Source organism: Lutibacter citreus (assembly GCF_003260195.1).
Classification (GTDB): Bacteria; Bacteroidota; Bacteroidia; order Flavobacteriales; family Flavobacteriaceae; genus Lutibacter; species Lutibacter citreus.
The window spans coordinates 195,531-216,768 of the sequence record NZ_QEIH01000007.1 but is presented as its reverse complement, the minus strand read 5'-3'; the positions used below and the strand labels follow the sequence as shown (position 1 = coordinate 216,768).

Sequence of the window (21,238 nt, the reverse complement as noted above, 5' to 3'; positions counted from 1 at the left end):
TGATTTTTTATATTGTTGTTTTTGATTCTGAAAATATAGATTTATTTGAGATTAAATTGTTTATAGTTTCAGTAACTTCAAAGAAATGATTTATTTTTTCTTCAGAGATAGACTTTCTAACAGTCTCATTAAATTTAATTACATGTTCGCGAGAAATTTCTCTTTTTTCTCTTCCAAAAGGTGTTAATTTTATTAAAACACTGCGTCCATCTACTGGGTTTTTTTCTCTGTAAATGGCTCCCTTTTCTTCCATACTTTTTAATATGCGTGATAGGCTTGTAGGTTCCATTCCCATTTGTGGTCCTAACGAAGTTGATGGAGTTCCATTTTTAGAATCTATATTTAAAAGTACAAAAGCCATGGCCATTGTACTGTTGTATTTTACTGCTTGTTCATTGTACATTTTAGCAACTGTTTGCCAAGTTGCTCTAAGTACGTGATCAATAGTTAGTTCTTTCTGCATTTCCCAAATATATAAAAAAATACTATGCACGCATAATAAAATTAAAAAAAATGTTTTACAATCGTTTTTTGTTTGGTTTTTATAAAAAAAAAGGATAAGTTTAACCAACTAACTTAAAACAGAATTTATGGCATCATTAGAATATGTTGGGAAAATTATTAAACAAGAAAATATAGATACGGTTGATGAAAATAAAATCCCTAGAACATTTGTGATAAATGTTCCAAACCCATTTAATTCATATTATAGTAGGTTTACGGATATTAAAAAACCCGATTCAATTATTTTTGTAACTAAAACCCCAAATTCTTTTGAGAAAATTTTAAGGGTTACAGCAGCTATTAATGAAAAGTATAATTTAAGTTTAGATAGTGCAAAGTGCGAGGTAACAATAGGTTCACGAAAATTAAATGGAATTCGTGTAAAAGGAATTAATAGATATACTGAAATTGAACAAATTCAACAATATTATAAAGATGCTGGTTATGATTTTGCCAAAAGTGAAAAATTTAAAGACACAGATTCTTTAATTAGAATAAATCGTTTTTTCGATATTGAAAAGTTAGCTGAAGGGGTATTTAAATCGAATATGGAACAAGATGTTTATTATGTAACTATTTCAAAATATATAACTTGGGAGGAGTTTAGAAAAATTACTTTTGAAATTAAGAACAACAGTTCAGATAAAAGTTATGATGTTGCAAAAGGGATTGTATACATAGATGGGGGGATAAAAGAATTTTTAAGAATTGTTAAACCTAAATTTTCTTTAGAAAGTATTCAGTTAATAAAGGATAGATTCGAACAAAAACTACATTAATTTTTCAGGAAGTGGTCAGTTTCTAATAAAATAAAAGTATTTTCGTTTTATTATTTAATAATGCGTAATGAAAAATGTTTTAAAAGTTGAAAACGTATGTAAAAATTATGGAAGTTTTACAGCGCTAAATAATGTTTCCATATCAGTTCCTGAAGGAAGCATATTTGGATTGTTAGGTCCAAATGGAGCTGGTAAAACTTCATTAATTAGAATTATCAATCAAATTACATTACCGGATTCTGGTGAAATATTTTTAGATGGAGAAAGATTAATTCCAGAACACGTGCATCAAATAGGATATTTACCAGAAGAAAGAGGATTGTATAAAAGCATGAAAGTTGGAGAACAGGTTTTATACTTAGCACAATTAAAGGGGCTTTCTAAATCTGAAGCGAAAACTAGACTTAAATACTGGTTTGAAAAATTTGATATTTCAGATTGGTGGGATAAAAAAATTCAAGAACTTTCTAAAGGAATGGCTCAAAAAGTGCAGTTTATAGTTACTGTATTGCATAAACCTAAATTGTTAATTTTTGATGAACCGTTTAGTGGCTTTGATCCAATAAATGCAAATTTAATTAAAGACGAAATTTTAAAATTAAGGGATGAAGGAGCAAGTATTATTTTCTCAACCCATAGAATGGAATCTGTTGAAGAAATGTGTGAGCATATTGCATTAATAAATAAATCCAATAAAATTTTAGATGGTAAGTTAAGTGATATAAAAAATCAATTTAAAGAAAATCAATTTGAAATTGGTTTAAAATCAGATACTCCAGATTTATTATATAATACAATTACAGAAAAATTTAAAACTGAAAAATCAAAAAACTATAATGGTGCTAATTTGGGTTTAAGAATACAACTTCCAAAAAATGAAGATTCAACAGGTTTAATTAAATTTTTAAATAATAAGGCCCATATAACTCATTTTACCGAAGTTATTCCTAGTGCTAATGATATATTTTTAAAAGCAGTTGCAAATAATGGATAAGTTAAAACTAATTATAAAAAGAGAGTTTTTTGCAAAAGTTAAAAATAAATCATTTATTATATTAACACTTTTAAGTCCTGTTTTAATGGTTGGACTTGTAATGTTAATTGTATTTTTAAATCAGAAAAACAGTGAAGATGTTAGAACTATTGGCTACATAGATGAAAGTGGACAAATAGCTACTATTCTTAAAGATACAGAGCATATAAAATATATAGATTTAAAAGCCTTAGGGATTGAAGAAGCTAAAAATAAAACAAATAAATTTTATTATGGTTTAATATACATACCAAAGGTAGATAGTCTTAAAAAATTAGCAAATAAAATATCCTTTTATTCCAATGAAACACCAAGTTTAAGTTTGGTAAGTGCTATTGAAAGTAAATTTGAAAGACGCATTCAAAATTTACGTTTGGAAGCAATGGATTTTGATTTGGAAAAATTAAGATCTACTGATACTGATGTAGATTTTATCACTGAAAACTTTGAAGGAGAAAAATCTTCTAAAATTGGAAGCGTATTAAAAATGTTTACCGGAGGAGCTTTTGGTTACCTTATTTTTATGTTCATTATTATATATGGTACTTCAGTAATGCGAAGTGTTATTGAAGAGAAAACAAGCAGAATTATTGAAGTAATTATTTCTTCTGTTAAACCTTTTCAACTAATGTTAGGAAAGATTATAGGAAATGCTTTGGCCGGAATTTTACAATTTGTTATTTGGATGGTTTCTGCAGGACTGTTACTTATTATAGTAACTTTTATTTTTGGTCCAGGAGCAACTAGTTTAAATTCGGGAGGAGTTAATATTCCTCCAGAAATGATGGAGCAGATTCAGCATTCTTCTTCTAACAATATTCAATTAGTCTTAGCTGAAATTAAGAATTTACCAATTATTACATTATTTTTCTCATTCATTATATATTTTATTGGAGGATATTTAATTTACAGTTCTATTTATGCCGCAATTGGTGCTGCTGTTGATAGTGAAACAGATACTCAACAATTTATGATACCTGTTTTAATGCCGCTAATGATCGCTATTTATATTGGCTTTTTTGTAATTGAGAATCCACATGGGCCTATTGCTTTGGCATTTTCATTATTTCCTTTAACATCTCCAATTGTAATGTTAATGAGAATTCCTTTTGGAGTACCTTGGTGGCAAATTGTCATTTCAATGGTACTTTTAATTATTACCTTTATTGCAATAGTTTGGTTTGCATCAAAAATTTACCGTATAGGGATTTTAATGTATGGTAAAAAACCTACTTATAAAGAATTGTATAGATGGTTAAAATATTAAAATTGGAAAATTTAAGCAAAATATTAAATTATCGTTTAATTGATAGTGAACAAATTATTATTACAGTAAAAGCGCTGTTAATTTTAATAATTGCTTTTATTTTAATAAATATTTCATTAAAATTATTAAGAAAACTTATAAACAAAAGATTAGAGGAAGAAGATAAAGGAAAGTTTAGAACAGTAATTTCTTTTTTAAAATATGTTCTTTATGTTTTTGTGATAATAGTAGTTTTAGAGTCTTCAGGAGCTAATGTAAGTGTTATTTTAGCTGGTTCTGCTGCATTATTGGTTGGTTTAGGATTGGGACTTCAAACTTTATTTCAAGATATTATTTCAGGAATTTTTATTTTATTAGATAAAGCACTACTAATAAATGATATTATTGAAATTGACGGAAAAGTTGGCAAAGTTTTTGAAATAAAATTAAGGACAACAAGAGTTGTAACTATAGATAATAGAGTTCTAATAATTCCGAATCACAAGTTTTTAACTAATATTCTTTTTAATTGGACTCAAAATGGAAAGCAAACAACAGAATCAATAGATATTGGTGTTGCCTATGGAAGTGATGTAGAAAAAGTTAAACAATTACTTATAGAAGTAGCAAATGAACATCCAAAAATATTAAAAAGTAAAAAACCAAATGTTTTGTTTATGGACTTTGGGGATAGCTCATTAAATTTTAGATTATTATTTACAATAAACGATAGCTTTTCTCATCTTTTTATAAAAAGTGATTTGCGTTTTAAAATTGATGAAAAGTTTAGACTAAATGAAATTCAAATTCCATTCCCGCAGAGAGATGTTCATTTGTTTCAAAAGAAAGATTGAAAGAATATAATCTTATAAATATTCTATCATAAATATAAAAAAAATATGCCAAAAATATTAATAATAGAAGATGAAGCTGCAATTCGCAGAGTTTTAATGAAAATTATTTCTGAAGAAAATGATTCTTACAAAGTTGAAGAAGCCGAAGATGGTTTAATGGGGATTGAAATGATTGCTAAATCTGATTTCGATTTAGTATTATGTGATATTAAAATGCCAAAAATGGATGGTGTTGAAGTGTTAGAAAAAGCTAAAAAAATAAAACCAGAAATTCCAATGGTAATGATATCCGGTCATGGAGATTTGGATACAGCTGTGAATACTATGCGTTTGGGAGCATTTGATTATATATCAAAACCACCAGATTTAAACCGTTTATTAAATACAGTTCGAAATGCTTTAGATAGAAAAGAACTTGTTGTAGAAAATAAACTTTTAAAGAAAAAGGTAAGTAAAAAGTATGAGATGATTGGCAATAGCGAAGGCATCACTCAAATTAAAAATATAATTGAAAAGGTAGCTCCAACTGATGCTAGAGTTTTAATAACGGGCCCAAACGGGACAGGGAAGGAACTAGTTGCGCATTGGTTACACGAAAAAAGTGATAGAACAAAAGCTCCAATGGTTGAAGTGAATTGTGCGGCTATACCTTCAGAATTGATTGAAAGTGAATTGTTTGGTCATGTGAAAGGGTCATTTACAGGAGCAAATAAAGATAGAGCGGGGAAATTTGAAGCTGCAAATGGAGGAACTATATTTTTGGATGAGATTGGAGATATGAGTTTGTCTGCACAGGCCAAAGTTTTAAGAGCTTTGCAAGAAAATAAAATTTCAAGGGTTGGTAGCGATAAAGATATAAAGGTTAATGTAAGGGTAATTGCAGCAACTAATAAAAATTTGAAAAAAGAAATTTCTGAAGGAAAGTTTAGAGAAGATCTTTATCATAGGTTGGCTGTTATTTTAATTAAAGTTCCAGCACTAAATGAAAGAAGAGATGATATTCCTTTATTAATAAGTTTCTTTTCTGAACAAGTAGCAAAGGAGCAAGGAAACTCGGTAAAATCATTTTCTGATGGAGCAATAAAATTGTTGCAAGAATATGATTGGACAGGAAATATTAGAGAACTTAGAAATGTTGTAGAACGTCTAATTATATTAGGTGAAAAAGAAGTTTCAAAGGCAGATGTAAAAATGTTTGCGAGTAAATAGCTAAACCTTATTTAGAAATAGTTTTAGTATAAAAAAATCTTATGTTAATATAAATAATTAGCATAAGGTTTTTTGTTTTATAATTTAATTTGAGATTATATTTGTAGAGCAAAAAAAGAATATTAATAATTAAAAATAATAAAAGAATGGCAACAGCAGTAGGGAAAAAATTTCCAGATTTAAACGTAGACGCAATGAACGAAATGGGGGATACATTTAAAGTTAATGTATTAGAAGAGGCAGTTAATAATAAAAAGAAAGTATTATTATTCTGGTACCCTAAAGATTTTACATTTGTTTGTCCTACAGAGTTACACGCTTTTCAAGCTGCTTTAGGAGAGTTTGAAAAAAGAAATACTATTGTAATAGGTGCTTCATGTGATACTCCAGAAGTACATTTTGCGTGGTTAAACACACCAAAAGACAACGGAGGAATTGAAGGTGTAACGTATCCAATTTTAGCAGATTCAAATCGTAATTTATCAAGTATTCTTGGTATTTTAGATATTGCAAATGAAACTTATGACGAAGAAACAGGAACTGTTCAAGTTGAAGGAGATAACGTTACTTATAGAGCAACTTATTTAATAGATGAAGATGGTTTAGTTTACCATGAAGGAATTAATCATATGCCAGTTGGTAGAAATGTAAATGAATATTTACGTTTAATTGATGCTTATACACACGTTCAAGAAAAAGGAGAAGTTTGTCCAGCAAACTGGGAAGAAGGAAAAGATGCAATGGCACCAAATGCAAAAGGAACAGCTGAATATTTAGCTTCACATTAAAAATTTATAATATGTTTCAAGAATTAACAGAAGATAATTTAGAACAAATTGTTGCAGATAATAAAACAGTGGTAGTTCAATATGCTGCTACTTGGTGTGGGAATTGTAGAATCATGAAGCCTAAGTTTAAAAAATTAGCATCGGAAAATCCAGATGCTACTTTTGTATTGGCTGATGCAGAAAAATTCCCGAATACTCGTAAACTAGCAACAGTTGATAACCTGCCTACATTTGCAACTTTTACTGGAGGAAGTTTTGTTAATCAAGTGCAAACAAATAAATTCGAAATTTTAAAAGATTTAGTAAATGAAGTTACCAGTAATTAAGCATTTAACTAATTTTATCGAAGAAAACGATGAAGATTATGTTTTAGAAACTATTGAAACTTTAGAAGCTTTAACTGAAGTTTCTTCATTAAAAGATGAAGAATTGGATGTAATTGGAGAAATAATTTCTAATTTATATGGAGCAATTGAGGTTGATAAAATGGTGAAAGGTGGAATGCCTAAAAAGGAAGCGTTAAATACTTTTATGAAACGTGTTTTAGGTTCTATTGACAATTAATTTACTACTAAAAAAATCAAAAATAAAAATCCCGAGTTTATAGCTCGGGATTTTTATTTTATATAAATATATAGTTTGAGTGCAAGATGTTTTTTTCAATTGAATTCAAACTAGTTAGGACCTAGATTCTTTTTCTCCATCATTATTAATATTTGCTACCGCCTGTTGCTTGTTTATCTGTTTTCTAAATTTGGAACTCTTCATTGTTAACTTTTATGTTGTATGAAAATTGAAATAAAGAGTTAAAACATTAGTTTTTGTTTTATAAAATATTCAATTGTAATATATTTAGACAAAATATTTTAAATGGAAAAGTATAAAGTTACATCTCAAATAAATTTGTCTGATTCCCCAACCAAAGAAGTTGACATAAATGCCGAAAAAAAGTTAAAAAAGATTCGTAAAAAAATAAGTAAAATTCAAGATACAATGTATGCTGAAGGCAAGTATGCAGCTTTAATTTGCTTACAAGGAATGGATACTTCAGGAAAAGATAGTTTAATTAGAGAAGTTTTTAAAGAGGTAAATGCAAGAGGTGTTGAGGTACATAGTTTTAAAGTGCCAACAGAATTAGAATTAAATCATAATTATTTATGGCGCCATTATATTGCACTTCCTGCAAAAGGGAAAATAGGAGTTTTTAATAGAACTCATTATGAAAACGTTCTTGTTACTAGAGTTCACCCAGAATATGTTTTTGGTGAAAATATTCCTTCAGTAAAAAGTTTAGAAGATTTAAATGATGATTTCTATAATAGTAGAATGAATGAAATCAACAATTTTGAAAGTCAGATTGCTAATAACGGAACCATAATATTAAAATTCTTTTTAAATCTTTCAAAAGAAGAACAAAAGAACAGGCTATTAAGAAGATTAAGATTAAAAGAGAAAAACTGGAAATTTTCTCCTGGAGATTTAAAAGAACGTAAACTTTGGGATAAATACCAATATTGTTATCAAGAGTTGTTAAACAAAACGTCTAAAGAGCAGGCTCCTTGGTTTGTAATTCCTGCAGATGATAAACCAACTGCACGTTTGTTGGTTGCAAAAATTATTTTAAACACTTTAAAAAAATATAATTTTGAAGAACCAGAATTACCTCAAAAATATAAAGTTGAAATTGAGAATTATAAAAATCAATTAGAAAATGAATAGAAATATTCAATTAAATCTTTGTTAAAAAAAACTTGATAACTAAGCTTGTAAATCTAAAATAGTAAATTGCATATTGTATATTTACGTTTTAAAAAAAATAAAGCTTACAAATGGAATTACAGTTAAAAAAACCTATTATATTTTTCGATTTAGAAACAACAGGAATTAACATTGCAAAAGATAGAATAGTTGAAATATCTATATTAAAAATATTTCCAAACGGAAATAAAGAAAGTAAAACATGGTTGGTAAATCCAGAAATGGAAATATCAAAAGAATCTATAGCAATTCACGGTATTACAAATGAGAAAGTTGCTACAGAGCCTACATTTAATGAACTTGCTAAGGAAGTAAGTAAAATAATAGAAGGTTGTGATTTAGCTGGTTTTAATTCAAATAGATTTGATATTCCTTTGTTGGCAGAAGAAATGCTGAGAGCAAAGGTGAATTTTGATATGAAAGATAGAGTAGCCGTTGATGTACAAGTTATTTTTCATAAAAAAGAAGAACGTACTTTAAGTGCCGGTTACAAATTTTACTGTGGTAAAAATTTAGATAATGCACATTCTGCTGAGGCCGATACAATGGCAACTTTTGAAATACTTGAAGCGCAATTAGATAAATATGAAGATTTAGAAAATGATATTAATTTTTTAAGTGAATTTTCTACGCATAATAAAAGAGCAGATTTTGCCGGTTTTATTATGTTTGATGAAGACAATGAAGAAATATTTACTTTTGGTAAATATAGAGGTCAGAAAGTTGTTGATATTTTAAAGAAAGATAAAGGTTATTTTTCTTGGATTCAAAATGCTGATTTTCCTTTATATACAAAAAAAGTATTGGCAAGTATAAAAGACAAAATGTTTGACAATAAAAAAGAAAGTACTTTAGAGGATTTACAAAATAAATTCAATCAAAAGTTTTAATTATGTTAGTGAAATTTGAAGATTTAGATAAAGATTCTAGGATTTGGATATACCAGTCCAATAGAGAATTTACAGAAAATGAAGTGGAGATGTTGGGGCCAATTGTTGAAGATTTTATTTCAACATGGCAACGTCACGGAGATGATTTAAAAGCTTCATATATTGTTAAATATAATCAGTTTATTGTGCTAGCTGTAGATGAAAAATTTAATGATGTTTCTGGTTGTTCAATTGATTCTTCAGTTAATTTAATAAAGAATTTAGAAACTAAATTTTCAGTTGATTTAACTAATAAAATGAATATTTCATTTAAAGACAATAACAATATTAACGTTGTTAAAATGGTTGATTTTCAAAAATTTGTAAAACAAGATAAAATTACTTCAAATACTATCGTATTTAATAATATGGTAACTACAATTAAAGAATTTGAAGAAAATTGGGAGGTAACTGCAGATAAAAGTTGGCACAAACGCTTTTTGGTATAATAATTTCATATTAATTATAAATTTCAGAATTTTCCTTTATGATTAAAAAAATTCTATTCATAGTTTTAGTACTGAATAGTGCTTTTTTTAAAGCGCAAACAATTTACCCTTTACAAACAAAAGATAGTATTGCTCAACAAAAATGGGTTGATTCTGTTTATGATGGAATGTCTGTTGAAGAAAGAATAGGGCAGTTGTTTATGGTTGCGGCATATTCAAATAAAGATAAAAATCATGAGAGTTTTATTCTTAATTTAATAGAAAAATACCATATTGGTTCACTAATCTTTTTTCAAGATGATCCTGTTAAGCAGGCTGAATTAACCAATCGATACCAATCAAAATCTAAACTTCCATTGCTAATTGGAATTGATGCAGAATGGGGATTGAACATGCGTTTAAAGGATACTTACAAATATCCTTGGAATATGACTTTAGGTGCAATTAGAGAAAATTCTTTAATAACAGCATTTGGGGTACAAGTAGGAAAACATTGTAAACGTTTGGGGATTCATATGAATTTTGGCCCTGTGGTTGATGTAAATACAAATCCGGACAATCCTATTATTGGAAACCGTTCTTTTGGTGAAAACCATATTAATGTTGCAGAAAAAGCAATTGCATTCACTCAAGGAATGCAAAGTGAAGGTATTATTGCAAGCGCAAAACACTTTCCTGGTCACGGAGATACTTCTAAAGATTCTCATTATGAATTACCAACAATTAATTTTTCTAAAAAAAGATTGGATTCAGTAGAATTGTATCCATACAAGAAAATTTTTGAAAAGGGAGTTGCTAGTGTAATGGTTGCCCATTTAAGTATCCCAAGCCTTGAATCGAGCACAACATTACCATCCTCGCTGTCTAAAAATGTAGTTACTAATTTATTAAAGGAAGAATTAGGATACAATGGCTTAATTATAACGGATGCTTTAAATATGAAAGCTTCAGCAGATTTTGCATCTTCGGAAGAAATAAATTTAGCAGCAATTTTAGCTGGAAATGATTTGTTAGATGTTCCATTAAAAATACCAGAAACTGTAGAGCGATTTAAAACGGCTTTAGAGTCAAAAGAACTTACTGAAGAACGTTTAGCTATTTCAGTGAAAAAAGTTTTACAGGCAAAATATTTAGTTGGTTTGAATAATTATAAACCAGTTGAAATTAATAATATTTATGAAGATTTAAATTCAATTGAAGATGAATTGCTTCATAGAAAATTAGTTGAAAGTTCAATAACATTATTAAAAAATGAGTCATTGGTTTTTCCTATTCAAAATCTGGAAAAAAGAAAAATTGCATATGTAAAATTAGGTGATTCGAATAATAATTATTTTGTAAATATGTTAAAGAATTATGGGGATGTAGATGTAATTTCTGATGGTAATTTGGATAACTTATTACTTAAATTAAAGAAGTATAATTTAGTTATTGTTGGTTTTCATAAATCAAATAGTAACCCTTGGAAGTCTTTTAAATTTTCCAATAGAGAGTTAGTATGGCTTCAAGAAATTGCGAGAACAAATAATATAATATTAGATGTTTTTGCGAGTCCATACAGTTTGTTGCAAATAAAAACTTTTGAAAATATAAATGGACTTTTAGTTTCTTATCAAAACAGTAAAATTTCACAAGAAATTTCGGCGCAAATGTTATTTGGAGCTATAGAGATAAAAGGAAAATTACCTGTTTCTATTAAAAATGTTTTTTCTGAAGGACATGGTTTAATGTCTACATCATTAAAAAGATTAGGGTATTCTATTCCTGAAGATGTTGGTTTAAGTAGTGAGAAGTTAAAAAGAATTGATTCATTAGCAAAAATAGCTATTGATAAAAAAATGACTCCAGGATTACAAGTTTTAGTAGCACGGTCGGGAAAAGTTGTTTATAATAAAAGTTTTGGATATCATACAGATGAGAAGAAAGTAAAAGTGAAAAATGATGATGTATATGATATTGCTTCTATGACAAAAATATTGGCCTCATTACCTTTGATAATGGAGCTTGAGGAAAAGGGAGAATTGGGATTAGAAAGTACATTAGGTAGTTTAATTCCCGAATTAAAAGGCTCAAATAAAGATACCTTAACCGTTAAAGAAGTTTTATCACATTATGGTAGATTAAAAGCTTGGATTCCTTTTTATGTAAGTACATTAGATAGTATTACTAAAAAACCTTCTGAAAAATATTACCGACAAAAAAAATCTAAAAAATTCCCAATTCAAGTAGCTAAGAATTTATATTTAAAAGTAACTTATAAAGATTCTATTTTTGATAGAATAGCAAAAGCAGATCAGCGTGAAAGAGTAGGGTACAAGTACAGTGATTTATCCTATTTTTTGTTTAAAAAATATCTTGAAAATTATTATCATAAAAACTTAAATAAATTAACACAAGAGCGTTTTTATAAGCCTTTAGGAGCAAATAAAATAGGTTATTTACCGTTAAAGAGATTTTCGAAAAATGAAATTGTACCTACAGAAAAAGATGATTATTATCGAAATCAGTTAGTACATGGATATGTACACGATATGGGAGCCGCAATGCAGGGTGGTATAGGTGGTCATGCTGGTGTTTTTTCCAATGCAAATGATGTTGCAAAAATGATGCAAATGTATTTGCAAAAAGGATACTATGGAGGGAAAAGATATTTTAAAACTGAAACAATTGATATGTTTAACCATAGATATTATGCAGATAAAGAGGTAAGGAAAGGTATAGGTTTTGACAAGCCTCAAATTAGAGAGGTAGAAAAAGCTACTTGCGGTTGTGTTTCTGGTGAAAGCTTTGGGCATAGTGGTTTTACAGGTACTTATACTTGGGCAGATCCAGAAACGCATATTGTATATGTGTTTTTATCCAATAGAGTATTTCCAACGGCTAGTAATATGGGTTTAGTTAGATATAATATTAGAACCGATGTTCAGCAGTTTATTGAAGATGCTATTATTAATTAATGGGTGAAGTTTTAGAGGTAATAATTGCAAGTAAAATTGTAATTACTAGATAACAGAGAGCTACCGTACTATTAAAAATATAACCTAATATTCCTGTCTGGATTAAATAAAAAAGCGGGAAAATAGTTAATATAAGAGCAAATCTATATGTGTTCATAAAAATTACTTCCGTAATTTTTGGTTTCAGATAATTCCAAATTAATAAAGGAAAGGCACTGTTTATTTTTGTAATAATATGCAAGGGTAAAAACCAATTAATTTTTTTAGTGCTAGGTTTAACCTTACTTTTTTCTATGTTTTTTACAATAGTATTAGCTTCAATCGGGTTGGTAAAATCAACATTTAAAGAGTTTGCTTTTGAAATGATTGTATTATAATTTTTTAAATCGTCTACATGTAAAGTTAACCCTTTTAACGCATTAGAGACTTCACACATAATTTTCGAAAACTTTGGATCGGGCTTTTCAATATTAATAAAATTGTTTGCTAAAATTGGTTTTCCATAATGAATTGAAACACTTGCCGGGAATTTTAATCTAGAATCATAATTTATACCTACAGGAACAATTTGTATTTCTAAATCTGGATGTTTTTTTAATGTTGAAGTTATTATTCGCGCAAAACCTTTTTTTAGGGGCATTATTCTTCTGAATAAATGATGTTGTCCTTCGGCAAAAATCTCAATTGCTTTTCCTTTTTTTAAAAGTTCTACACATTTTTCAAAAATTTCAATATTTTTTTCAACTTTTTTAAAACCATCTCTAATTCTATAAACAGGGATCATATTTAAAGAAGTTAAAAATGAACTTATTGGTTTGTTTTTAAAAGCGGCAGCTCTTGCTAAAAAATGAATATTTCTATTATTTGTAGTTGGGATAAGTATTGCATCTATTAGTGCATTTTGATGATTTCCAATAAAAATTACTGCTCCTTTTTTAGGGATGTTTTCTTTACCTATAACTTTAATCCTCTTGTGAAGGAAAAATAGCCCAGTTTTAATATAGGTACGCATTATGTAATACAAAAGATTTTCCAATTTAGATCAATATGTTTTTTGTTTAGACCAATATGCAGCTAAAGCTAAGCCGGAAAAAATATCCCAAATAGCCCAAAAAGCAACTAATAGAGCCATACCACCTAAACCATTGAAAAAGCTAAAAATTAATAATAAGCCCAACCCTGAATTTTGAATTCCGGTTTCAATAGATAGTGTTTTTTGATTTTCTTTAGATAATTTCATGATTTTTGCGGCATAATAACCCGTTGCTAAAGCTAAAATATTGTGTGCAATTACTAAAACTAAAACATAATGGATGTATTTAATAAAAATATCGAAATTATCATAAAAGGCAACAACAATAAATAGCATAAATATTATTAAAGAGATAGGTTTTAATACTTTTGAAAGTTTATCAGCTATTAAGGGTTTTCTTTGGCGAACCCACATACCTAAAAGAAGTGGAACTCCTAAAATTAATGAAACCAATTTAATAAGTGTCCAAGGATTTAGTTCAACTCTATGTAAAATTTCAGCTGTTGGAGCGTATAAATTTCCATAAAACTGAAGGTTAAAAGGAGTCATAACTAAACTAACAACAGTTGCAAAAGCAGTTAAGCTTACGGATAGTGCCGCATTTCCTTTAGCCATTTGAGTCATGAAATTTGAAATATTTCCTCCAGGACAGGCAGCAACCATCATCATTCCTAATGCAATACTAGGCATTGGGTTTACTAATTTTATAAAAATAAAAGTTACTAATGGTAATAATATAAATTGAGATGTTATTCCTGTTAAAAGGATTTTTGGATTTTTAAATAACCGTTTAAAATCAGTAATTGTAATACCTAATGCAACTCCAAACATTATTACCGCAAGTATAATATTAATTACCCAAAGACCATCCGTTCCAAATTTTATTTCTAATTCATCGAGGTTTTCTAGCATATTAGTTCTTAAAGGTATATTCAATAATGTTAGCTCCCATTTTTAGGGCTTTTTCTCTTAGTTCTCTTGGATCATTATGTACTTCTTCATCTTCCCAACCATCGCTTAAATCTGCTTCATAATCATAAAAACAAACTAACCTACCTTTATAAAATAAACCAAACCCTTGAGGACGTTTATTGTTGTGTTCATGAATTTTTGGAACACCTTCATTAAATTGAAAAGTTTGATGAAAAATTGGATGATTAAAAGGGATTTCTTGAAATTCTATATTGGGAAAAACTTTTTTAATTTCTCGTCTAATAAATTTATCTAAACCGTAATTATCAGAAATATGTAAAAAACCTCCTGAAATTAAATAATTTCTTAAATTATCAACAGAATCGTCATTAAAAATAACATTCCCATGTCCAGTCATAAAAATTATTGGATAGTTAAAAATATCAATATTATTGGTTTCAACGGTTTCAATATTTGGTTTTATTGAAGTATGAACAGTTTCATTACAAAATTTTATTAAATTGGGTAATGCTGTGGGGTTGGCATACCAATCACCACCACCATTATATTTTAGTATTGCAATTTGTTGACAATTTGAAGAATATGACAAAAAAAATACGGCAATTACTGAAAAAAGGAAGCTTTTAGATTTAATAAAAAATTTATATAAAAATTTCATGAATTTTATTGATTGATAAATGCGACACTGTGAACAGCAACTAAACCTGCTGTTTCTGTACGTAATCGGCTTTCTCCCAAAGATACAGGAATAAACTTATGTTGCAAACTTAGATTAATTTCTTTGGTTGAAAAATCTCCTTCAGGACCAATTAGAATTGTTGATTTTGCATTAGGTTTTAAGCTAGATTTTAGGTTGGCTTTATTTGTTTCTTCACAATGAGCAATAAACAAATCTCCATCTAATTGAGATTGTATAAATTGATTAAAAGTTATTGGTTCATTTAACTTAGGAAAATTAAATTTTAAAGATTGTTTTGCTGCAGAATGAATTATTTTTTCCATTCTATCTAATTTTATAACTTTTCTTTCTGAATGATCACAAATTATAGGAGTAATTTCATCAATTCCAATTTCTGTAGCTTTTTCTAAAAACCATTCAAAGCGATCATTTAATTTTGTTGGCGCTATGGCAATATGTAAATAATAGTTCCAAGTTTTAGGTTTGTTTTCAAAAGTGTTAATTTTAACCAAACATCTTTTATCATTAGCAATTACAACTTCAGAAGTAAATAAATCTCCTAAACCATTTGTAATATAAATATGATCACCTTCTTTTTTGCGTAAAACTCTTACAATATGTCTGCTTTCAGTTTTATCAAAAGTAAACTCTTTGGTTGATTGTTTAATTTCAGGATTATAGAACAACTGCATTTATAGACTTTTTTTATACGTACAACGCTTTTTATATGTAACGGGATCAAAATTCTTCCAAACAGCCGCAATAGCATTATTACTAGCTAATTCCGGAGTTCTTATGCAATTAACAATTCCAATTTTTTCAAAAGATTTCTGATACTCGTTAAAAATTAACGCATGAATTCCTTTTCCTTGGTATTCAGGATGTACGCCTATTAAATAGAAAATTGCATCTTTACTATTCTTTTTAGCTTTTAATAAATGAAAAATACCAAAAGGAAGTAGTTTACCTTTGGCTTTTTGCAAAGCTGAAGAAAAGGAAGGCATTGTTATAGCAAAAGCAACCATTTCTTTATTTTCATCAACTACAAATTTTATATATTCCGGATTTATAAATGAAATATACTTTTTCTTAAAATAGTCTATTTCAGTATCAGAAATAGGAACAAATGAAGGTAAAGTAGCATAACTTTTATTGAATAAATCAAACATTTTATCCACATAAGGCATTATGTCTTTAGTTCTTGTAAAGTTTAGTGGAGTTAGTTGGTATCGTTTTTCTAAAATAGTACTAATTCTTCTTAATGGTTTTGGAAGAACATTTTTAAATGGAAATTTATTTTCTAAATATTCCTTTTCAACTGTGAAGCCTAATTTTTCATAATGTGATTGAAAATAAGGATGGTTGTACCAAGTAACCATTGTACCAATTTGATCAAATCCTTCGGTTAAAACACCAACTTTATCTAAATTTGAAAATCCCACCGGACCTTCCATAAATTTAAGGTGGTTTTCCTTTCCAATTTCTTCAACTTTTTCTAATAGTTTTTTTGAAACTTCAATATCATCTATAAAATCGAACCAACCAAAGCGCATTTTTTTTAATTTTTGCTCATGTAGTTCTGTGTAATTTATAATAGCAGCTATTCGGCCAACTATTTCATTATTTTTTATAGCTATAAAAAAACGTGCTGCTGCATGTTTAAAAACAGGATTTATGTTTTTATCAAAACTTTCAAGCTCGTCTTTAATTATTGGAGGAACCCAGTAATTGTTATTTTTATATAATTTAAAAGGAAACTTAACAAAAGTTTTAAGGTCCTTTTTTGTTACCATTTCTTTAATTGTAATCATAGGTCTAAGATGCAATTATTTTCTTTTTTAATGAAATAATTTGTCAAATAATCTTCCAAAAAATCCTTTTCTTTTTTTCTTTTTCTTCTTTGATTTATCTGGAGCGGCTTTAAATTTAAATGTATCATAGTGACGGTCAAGTCTCCAAGAAAATCCAGTTGAAAAATAGTAATATGAATAATCGTCAAAGAAATTTGTTCTAGCAGAGGCGTCAATTTGTAAATTTTCATTTACTAAATAAGCCAAGCCTGTTCCAAATTGATATTGAGGAGCGTATAGATCCTGATATCTTCCTTGATTTTCAACAAAATAGGACCATCGCTGATTAATTGCATAGGTCATAGTTACTATATATGCGTAAAATTCATCGTCAGAAGAATAGTTGTCAGCAATTAAATTAGTTAATAAAACAAACCTGTCTGTAATGTCATTTTGTAATAAAACAGCTAATTTGTAACTAATTTTAGTGTTATCATCTTTATAATCTTTACTTATAAAAGGAGTGTGAACGCCAGCATAAACTCCAACTGAAGGAATTAATCTTTTCCAATCAAAAGCCATTCGTTTTTTGTAGCTTCTTATTTCTGTAGAATTATCAGTAAATTCTTGTTGTCTAATTAAGTACTTTGCTCCAATAGTAAGATCGCTGATTCCTTGTGTGGTTACATTTTTTCCAAGAGGATTTCGAATTTCATCTACTTGGTAGGCCAAATTTAAATTGAATTCTAATTTTTCTGAAAACTTACCATATCTTAATTGTAAATTAGTACCAAAAATATTTGGATGGGTTAAAATAGAAGGATTGTCATTATTTCTATAGAATAGTCCAGTTTCAAGCTGATAAATGTTTGTACCTACACTATATGGGCTTTCTGAAAACCCAGGTCTTTTAGAGTTAATAATTTCAGTATACTGAGCTGAAGCTAGGTGAAAACAAAATAAAACTAAAAGAAATGTTAAAACTCTTTTCATAGGTGTTGATTTAAGGGGTCAAATATAAGATTTTATATATTTAAACGTTTTAGTTACTTTCAAATTGTTATTTTTGAAAATTATATAAAACAGTATCAGATGGGATTTTTAAGAACAATTGCGATTCTTATAATTATTTATTATGCATTTAAATTTTTTAGTCGATATATTGCGCCTATATTTTTGAAAAAGGTAATAAATAATGTTGAAAAGAAATATAAAGAACAACAAAATCAATACGAACAAAAGCCAGAAGGTGAAGTTGGTGAAACTATAATAGCTAAAAAACCTTCTCAGGTTAAAGAAAGCAATAAGGATGTTGGTGATTATGTGGATTATGAAGAGATAAAAGATTAATTTTAATGAATTTTTCTATAAAAAAAGTCGCTCCTTATTTAATATCAATTGCCACATTTATAGTTGTATCTCTAGCTTATTTTTCTCCAGTTCTAGAAGGGAAAAAGATTCAACAAAGTGATATTACACAATTTATTGGTTCTTCAAAAGAAATAGTTGATTTCAGAAAAGAGAATAATCAAGAACCTTATTGGACAAATGCCACTTTTGGAGGAATGCCTTCATATGCGGTAAGTACTTATTATCCAAACAATTTTATTAAAAAGTTGGATAGTATTATAAGGTTTTTACCAAGACCAGCAGATTATTTATTTCTTTATTTTTTAAGCTTTTTTGTACTATTAATGGTGCTAAAAGTTGATTGGAAATTAGCTTTAGTAGGAGCATTAGGTTTTGGACTTTCTACGTATTTAATAATTATTTTAGGAGTTGGTCACAACGCAAAAGCGCACGCTATAGCCTATATGCCTTTGGTTTTGGCTGGAATATTATTAGTTTTTCAGAAAAGATATATATTAGGTTTTGTTTTAACAGCATTGGCAATGGCTTTAGAACTGAGTGCAAGTCATATTCAAATGACATATTACTTAATGTTTTTGGTAATTATTCTTGGAATTGTACAATTAATAGAAGCTGTAAAGAATAATAAAATACCTGAATTTGTTAAAAGTGTTTCAATACTTATTGTTGCGGTATTATTAGGGATTGGAACAAATGCCACGTCTTTATTAGCAACAAGTGAATATTCTAAAGAAAGTACTAGAAGTAAAAGTGAATTAACTATAAACCCTGATGGATCTATAAAGGAGTCAACATCTGGATTAAGTAATGATTATATTACTGAATATAGTTATGGAAAAGCCGAAACTTTTAATTTATTTATACCTCGTTTTATGGGAGGTACTAGTCATGAAGAGCTTAAAAATAGTGAACTTCAAAGTTTTTTACAAAAATCAATAAGCAAAGGGTTAAAAGCTGAAGATGCCAATTACATTTTTAGAATTTCTTCCATGTATTGGGGAGAACAACCAATTGTTGCTGCACCAGCATATATTGGTGCATTATTTATTTTCTTGTTTGTATTAGCGTTATTTTTAGTTGATAGAAAATTAAGAAATTGGTTAGTTGCTGCAACTGTTTTTTCAATTTTAATGAGTTGGGGTAAGAATTTATCGTTTTTAACCGATTTTTTTATAAATTATGTTCCCTTATATAATAAGTTTAGAGCAGTATCTTCAATTCAAGTAATTGCTGAAGTTTGTATTCCGCTATTAGGAATTTTAGGGTTGAAAGAATTATTTTCTTCAGTAAAAACAAACGAAGAAAAACTAAAAGCATTAAAAACTACTACAATTATTGTTGCAGGATTAGCATTAATTTTTACTGTTGCAGGAACAGGATTATTTTCGTTTGAAAGACCTTTAGATGTTCAAATTGATGAGCAATTGGCAGGTTATTTAGATGCTGTTACCGCTGATAGAAAAACATTATTTTTTAATGATAGTTTACGCTCTCTTATATTAGTTTCTGCCTTAGCAGCAATACTTTGGTTGTTTATTAAACAAAAAATAAATAAAAATATAGCATTGTTGGGATTTGTAGTTTTAATGCTATTTGATTTGGTAAATGTTGATAAAAGATACGTAAATGATGACTTTTTTATAGCTGCAAGAAAAGTAGATAAACCATTTCAAGCTACTGCAATTGATAAGGAAATTATGAAAGATAGAAGTTATTATCGTGTAGCAAATTTCACTAAGAATATTATGGCTGACGGTACTACTTCATATTTTCATAAATCTATTGGAGGTTATCACGCTGCTAAACCAAGACGTTACCAAGAACTGTATGATTTTTATATTGAATCTGGAAATGGAGAGGTTATAAATATGTTAAATACCAAATATATTATTGGTGCAGGTAAAGATGGAAAAGTAGGGTATGAGTTAAATAAAGGGGCAAACGGTAATGTTTGGTTTGTTTCAAGTTTAAAAGTAGTAAATTCTGCAGATGAAGAAATTTTAGCATTAGATAGTTTAAATACCAAAACTGAAGCGGTTATTAATAAAGCGCTTATTAATGAAAATTTTAAAACGAATTACCAGCTAAATCCTTTAAATAGTATTGATTTAATTTCTTATAAAGCTAATGAATTAGAATATCAATCAAATTCAGACAGCGATCAATTTGCTGTGTTTTCAGACATTTATTATAAAAATGGTTGGAATGCATATATTGATGGTAATAAAGTTCCTTATTATAATGTAAATTATGTGTTAAGAGGAATGGAAGTTCCAAAAGGAAATCATAAAATTACGTTTAAGTTTCAACCAACGGTTATTAAAAAAGGTAATACAATAACATTAGCATCCTATTTATTGTTGTTAATAATTCCTATAGGTTGGTTTTTTATAGAAAAAAAGAAAAAAGATGTACAATAAATTACCAGCTAAACGCTACAGACATACACTAGAATTTTTACAAAGTGTACTTCCAGCACCTGCTACAGTTTTAGATTTAGGTGTAAGAAATCCGTTTTCTGAAATTATGGAACAAAACGGTTATACAGTTTACAATACAAAAGGTGAAGATTTAGATGAAGTTCCTGAAATTGTAAAAGAACATAAAATTGATGCCGTTACATCTTTTGAGATATTTGAACATTTGGTATCTCCTTTGGCTGTTTTAAAGGCTATTGAAGCTAATAAAATTATAACTACAATACCTTTAAAATTATGGTTTGCTAAAGCTTATAGAAGTTCAGTTGATATGAGAGATCGTCATTATCATGAATTTGAAGATTGGCAGTTTGATTGGTTGCTTGAAAAAGGTGGTTGGGATATAAAAAAGAAACAAAAATGGACTAGCCCAATTAATAAAATTGGAATTAGACCTATTTTAAGAAAATTTACACCTCGTTATTACGCTGTGTACGCAGAAAAATAGA

At 28.2% G+C, this 21,238-nt stretch carries 22 protein-coding genes; 15 read left to right on the top strand and 7 right to left on the bottom strand.

Annotated features, from left to right (window positions below; translation table 11 throughout):
- Nucleotides 1–7 precede the first annotated feature (7 nt).
- Complete coding sequence (locus DAD81_RS15825) at nt 8–463, bottom strand: MarR family winged helix-turn-helix transcriptional regulator (RefSeq protein ID WP_111709372.1); 456 nt, start codon at nt 461–463, stop codon at nt 8–10.
- Nucleotides 464–590: 127 nt separating this feature from the next.
- Here DAD81_RS15825 and DAD81_RS15820 point away from each other — a divergent pair, with 127 nt between their 5' ends.
- The 12 genes from DAD81_RS15820 to DAD81_RS15765 all read left to right on the top strand — a co-directional run bounded on the left by DAD81_RS15820 (nt 591) and on the right by DAD81_RS15765 (nt 12,506).
- Nucleotides 591–1,283: a hypothetical protein gene (locus tag DAD81_RS15820; RefSeq protein WP_111709277.1), complete on the top strand. Its 693-nt coding sequence runs from the start codon at nt 591–593 to the stop codon at nt 1,281–1,283.
- 67 nt (nt 1,284–1,350) lie between these two features.
- On the top strand, nt 1,351–2,277 hold the full coding sequence (locus tag DAD81_RS15815; protein ID WP_111709276.1) for an ABC transporter ATP-binding protein: 927 nt from the start codon (nt 1,351–1,353) through the stop codon (nt 2,275–2,277).
- Entirely contained in the window at nt 2,270–3,583 is a 1,314-nt protein-coding gene (locus DAD81_RS15810; protein ID WP_111709275.1) for an ABC transporter permease, read from the top strand. The genes DAD81_RS15815 and DAD81_RS15810 overlap by 8 nt, the downstream gene beginning before the upstream one ends.
- Nucleotides 3,584–3,585: 2 nt before the next feature.
- Nucleotides 3,586–4,416 carry a mechanosensitive ion channel family protein gene (locus DAD81_RS15805; RefSeq protein ID WP_245949316.1) on the top strand — a complete coding sequence of 277 codons (831 nt, stop codon included), beginning with the start codon at nt 3,586–3,588 and terminating at the stop codon, nt 4,414–4,416.
- A gap of 45 nt (nt 4,417–4,461) precedes the next feature.
- Nucleotides 4,462–5,625 (top strand): sigma-54-dependent transcriptional regulator, encoded by a 1,164-nt coding sequence (locus tag DAD81_RS15800; protein ID WP_111709273.1) that lies wholly within the window; start codon nt 4,462–4,464, stop codon nt 5,623–5,625.
- 146 nt (nt 5,626–5,771) lie between these two features.
- Nucleotides 5,772–6,413 carry a peroxiredoxin gene (locus DAD81_RS15795; RefSeq protein WP_111709272.1) on the top strand — a complete coding sequence of 214 codons (642 nt, stop codon included), beginning with the start codon at nt 5,772–5,774 and terminating at the stop codon, nt 6,411–6,413.
- An 11-nt stretch (nt 6,414–6,424) separates the two neighbouring features.
- Nucleotides 6,425–6,739 carry a thioredoxin family protein gene (locus DAD81_RS15790; protein ID WP_111709271.1) on the top strand — a complete coding sequence of 105 codons (315 nt, stop codon included), beginning with the start codon at nt 6,425–6,427 and terminating at the stop codon, nt 6,737–6,739.
- Nucleotides 6,720–6,977 (top strand): DUF6952 family protein, encoded by a 258-nt coding sequence (locus DAD81_RS15785; protein ID WP_111709270.1) that lies wholly within the window; start codon nt 6,720–6,722, stop codon nt 6,975–6,977. The genes DAD81_RS15790 and DAD81_RS15785 overlap by 20 nt, the downstream gene beginning before the upstream one ends.
- Nucleotides 6,978–7,283: 306 nt before the next feature.
- Nucleotides 7,284–8,132: a PPK2 family polyphosphate kinase gene (locus DAD81_RS15780; RefSeq protein WP_111709269.1), complete on the top strand. Its 849-nt coding sequence runs from the start codon at nt 7,284–7,286 to the stop codon at nt 8,130–8,132.
- A 110-nt stretch (nt 8,133–8,242) separates the two neighbouring features.
- The gene (locus tag DAD81_RS15775; RefSeq protein ID WP_111709268.1) at nt 8,243–9,061 is read left to right on the top strand and encodes a 3'-5' exonuclease; all 819 of its coding nucleotides are present in this window, start codon (nt 8,243–8,245) and stop codon (nt 9,059–9,061) included.
- Nucleotides 9,062–9,063: 2 nt separating this feature from the next.
- Nucleotides 9,064–9,549 carry an ABC transporter ATPase gene (locus DAD81_RS15770; RefSeq protein WP_111709267.1) on the top strand — a complete coding sequence of 162 codons (486 nt, stop codon included), beginning with the start codon at nt 9,064–9,066 and terminating at the stop codon, nt 9,547–9,549.
- Nucleotides 9,550–9,587: 38 nt separating this feature from the next.
- Nucleotides 9,588–12,506 (top strand): glycoside hydrolase family 3 N-terminal domain-containing protein, encoded by a 2,919-nt coding sequence (locus DAD81_RS15765; protein ID WP_111709266.1) that lies wholly within the window; start codon nt 9,588–9,590, stop codon nt 12,504–12,506.
- On the opposite strand, the gene DAD81_RS15760 is transcribed toward DAD81_RS15765, so the two are convergent.
- From DAD81_RS15760 to DAD81_RS15735, 6 genes are read right to left on the bottom strand one after another with little or no spacing between them, the layout of a single operon-like run.
- Nucleotides 12,499–13,518 (bottom strand): lysophospholipid acyltransferase family protein, encoded by a 1,020-nt coding sequence (locus DAD81_RS15760; RefSeq protein ID WP_111709265.1) that lies wholly within the window; start codon nt 13,516–13,518, stop codon nt 12,499–12,501. The genes DAD81_RS15765 and DAD81_RS15760 overlap by 8 nt on opposite strands.
- 30 nt (nt 13,519–13,548) lie before the next feature.
- The gene (locus DAD81_RS15755; protein WP_111709264.1) at nt 13,549–14,451 is read right to left on the bottom strand and encodes a bile acid:sodium symporter family protein; all 903 of its coding nucleotides are present in this window, start codon (nt 14,449–14,451) and stop codon (nt 13,549–13,551) included.
- Nucleotide 14,452: 1 nt separating this feature from the next.
- Nucleotides 14,453–15,130 carry a DUF4159 domain-containing protein gene (locus tag DAD81_RS15750; RefSeq protein ID WP_111709263.1) on the bottom strand — a complete coding sequence of 226 codons (678 nt, stop codon included), beginning with the start codon at nt 15,128–15,130 and terminating at the stop codon, nt 14,453–14,455.
- A gap of 5 nt (nt 15,131–15,135) precedes the next feature.
- A complete protein-coding gene (locus DAD81_RS15745) occupies nt 15,136–15,843 on the bottom strand; it encodes a 16S rRNA (uracil(1498)-N(3))-methyltransferase (protein WP_111709262.1) in 708 nt (235 codons plus the stop codon).
- Complete coding sequence (locus DAD81_RS15740; protein WP_111709261.1) at nt 15,844–16,962, bottom strand: GTP cyclohydrolase; 1,119 nt, start codon at nt 16,960–16,962, stop codon at nt 15,844–15,846. It abuts the gene before it with no gap.
- A 27-nt stretch (nt 16,963–16,989) separates the two neighbouring features.
- Entirely contained in the window at nt 16,990–17,934 is a 945-nt protein-coding gene (locus tag DAD81_RS15735; RefSeq protein WP_111709260.1) for a transporter, read from the bottom strand.
- A gap of 99 nt (nt 17,935–18,033) precedes the next feature.
- Here DAD81_RS15735 and DAD81_RS15730 point away from each other — a divergent pair, with 99 nt between their 5' ends.
- Genes DAD81_RS15730 through DAD81_RS15720 form a run of 3 tightly spaced genes read left to right on the top strand, consistent with a single transcriptional unit; the run spans nt 18,034 to nt 21,237 of the window.
- Nucleotides 18,034–18,291 (top strand): DUF4834 domain-containing protein, encoded by a 258-nt coding sequence (locus DAD81_RS15730; protein WP_111709259.1) that lies wholly within the window; start codon nt 18,034–18,036, stop codon nt 18,289–18,291.
- Between the two features lie 5 nt (nt 18,292–18,296).
- Complete coding sequence (locus DAD81_RS15725) at nt 18,297–20,732, top strand: YfhO family protein (RefSeq protein WP_111709258.1); 2,436 nt, start codon at nt 18,297–18,299, stop codon at nt 20,730–20,732.
- Nucleotides 20,722–21,237, top strand: a complete 516-nt coding sequence (locus DAD81_RS15720; protein ID WP_111709257.1) for a methyltransferase domain-containing protein — start codon at nt 20,722–20,724, stop codon at nt 21,235–21,237. The genes DAD81_RS15725 and DAD81_RS15720 overlap by 11 nt, the downstream gene beginning before the upstream one ends.
- The last annotated feature ends 1 nt before the right edge of the window (nt 21,238 follow it).

Excerpts from the sequence above, each read along its gene's own strand:
- DAD81_RS15825 (WP_111709372.1), bottom strand. The coding sequence starts at position 463 with ATGCAGAAAGAACTAACTATTGATCACGTACTTAGAGCAACTTGGCAA.
- DAD81_RS15820 (WP_111709277.1), top strand. The coding sequence starts at position 591 with ATGGCATCATTAGAATATGTTGGGAAAATTATTAAACAAGAAAATATA.
- DAD81_RS15815 (WP_111709276.1), top strand. The coding sequence starts at position 1,351 with ATGAAAAATGTTTTAAAAGTTGAAAACGTATGTAAAAATTATGGAAGT.
- DAD81_RS15810 (WP_111709275.1), top strand. The coding sequence starts at position 2,270 with ATGGATAAGTTAAAACTAATTATAAAAAGAGAGTTTTTTGCAAAAGTT.
- DAD81_RS15800 (WP_111709273.1), top strand. The coding sequence starts at position 4,462 with ATGCCAAAAATATTAATAATAGAAGATGAAGCTGCAATTCGCAGAGTT.
- DAD81_RS15795 (WP_111709272.1), top strand. The coding sequence starts at position 5,772 with ATGGCAACAGCAGTAGGGAAAAAATTTCCAGATTTAAACGTAGACGCA.
- DAD81_RS15790 (WP_111709271.1), top strand. The coding sequence starts at position 6,425 with ATGTTTCAAGAATTAACAGAAGATAATTTAGAACAAATTGTTGCAGAT.
- DAD81_RS15785 (WP_111709270.1), top strand. The coding sequence starts at position 6,720 with ATGAAGTTACCAGTAATTAAGCATTTAACTAATTTTATCGAAGAAAAC.
- DAD81_RS15780 (WP_111709269.1), top strand. The coding sequence starts at position 7,284 with ATGGAAAAGTATAAAGTTACATCTCAAATAAATTTGTCTGATTCCCCA.
- DAD81_RS15775 (WP_111709268.1), top strand. The coding sequence starts at position 8,243 with ATGGAATTACAGTTAAAAAAACCTATTATATTTTTCGATTTAGAAACA.
- DAD81_RS15770 (WP_111709267.1), top strand. The coding sequence starts at position 9,064 with ATGTTAGTGAAATTTGAAGATTTAGATAAAGATTCTAGGATTTGGATA.
- DAD81_RS15765 (WP_111709266.1), top strand. The coding sequence starts at position 9,588 with ATGATTAAAAAAATTCTATTCATAGTTTTAGTACTGAATAGTGCTTTT.
- DAD81_RS15760 (WP_111709265.1), bottom strand. The coding sequence starts at position 13,518 with ATGCGTACCTATATTAAAACTGGGCTATTTTTCCTTCACAAGAGGATT.
- DAD81_RS15755 (WP_111709264.1), bottom strand. The coding sequence starts at position 14,451 with ATGCTAGAAAACCTCGATGAATTAGAAATAAAATTTGGAACGGATGGT.
- DAD81_RS15750 (WP_111709263.1), bottom strand. The coding sequence starts at position 15,130 with ATGAAATTTTTATATAAATTTTTTATTAAATCTAAAAGCTTCCTTTTT.
- DAD81_RS15745 (WP_111709262.1), bottom strand. The coding sequence starts at position 15,843 with ATGCAGTTGTTCTATAATCCTGAAATTAAACAATCAACCAAAGAGTTT.
- DAD81_RS15740 (WP_111709261.1), bottom strand. The coding sequence starts at position 16,962 with ATGATTACAATTAAAGAAATGGTAACAAAAAAGGACCTTAAAACTTTT.
- DAD81_RS15735 (WP_111709260.1), bottom strand. The coding sequence starts at position 17,934 with ATGAAAAGAGTTTTAACATTTCTTTTAGTTTTATTTTGTTTTCACCTA.
- DAD81_RS15730 (WP_111709259.1), top strand. The coding sequence starts at position 18,034 with ATGGGATTTTTAAGAACAATTGCGATTCTTATAATTATTTATTATGCA.
- DAD81_RS15725 (WP_111709258.1), top strand. The coding sequence starts at position 18,297 with ATGAATTTTTCTATAAAAAAAGTCGCTCCTTATTTAATATCAATTGCC.
- DAD81_RS15720 (WP_111709257.1), top strand. The coding sequence starts at position 20,722 with ATGTACAATAAATTACCAGCTAAACGCTACAGACATACACTAGAATTT.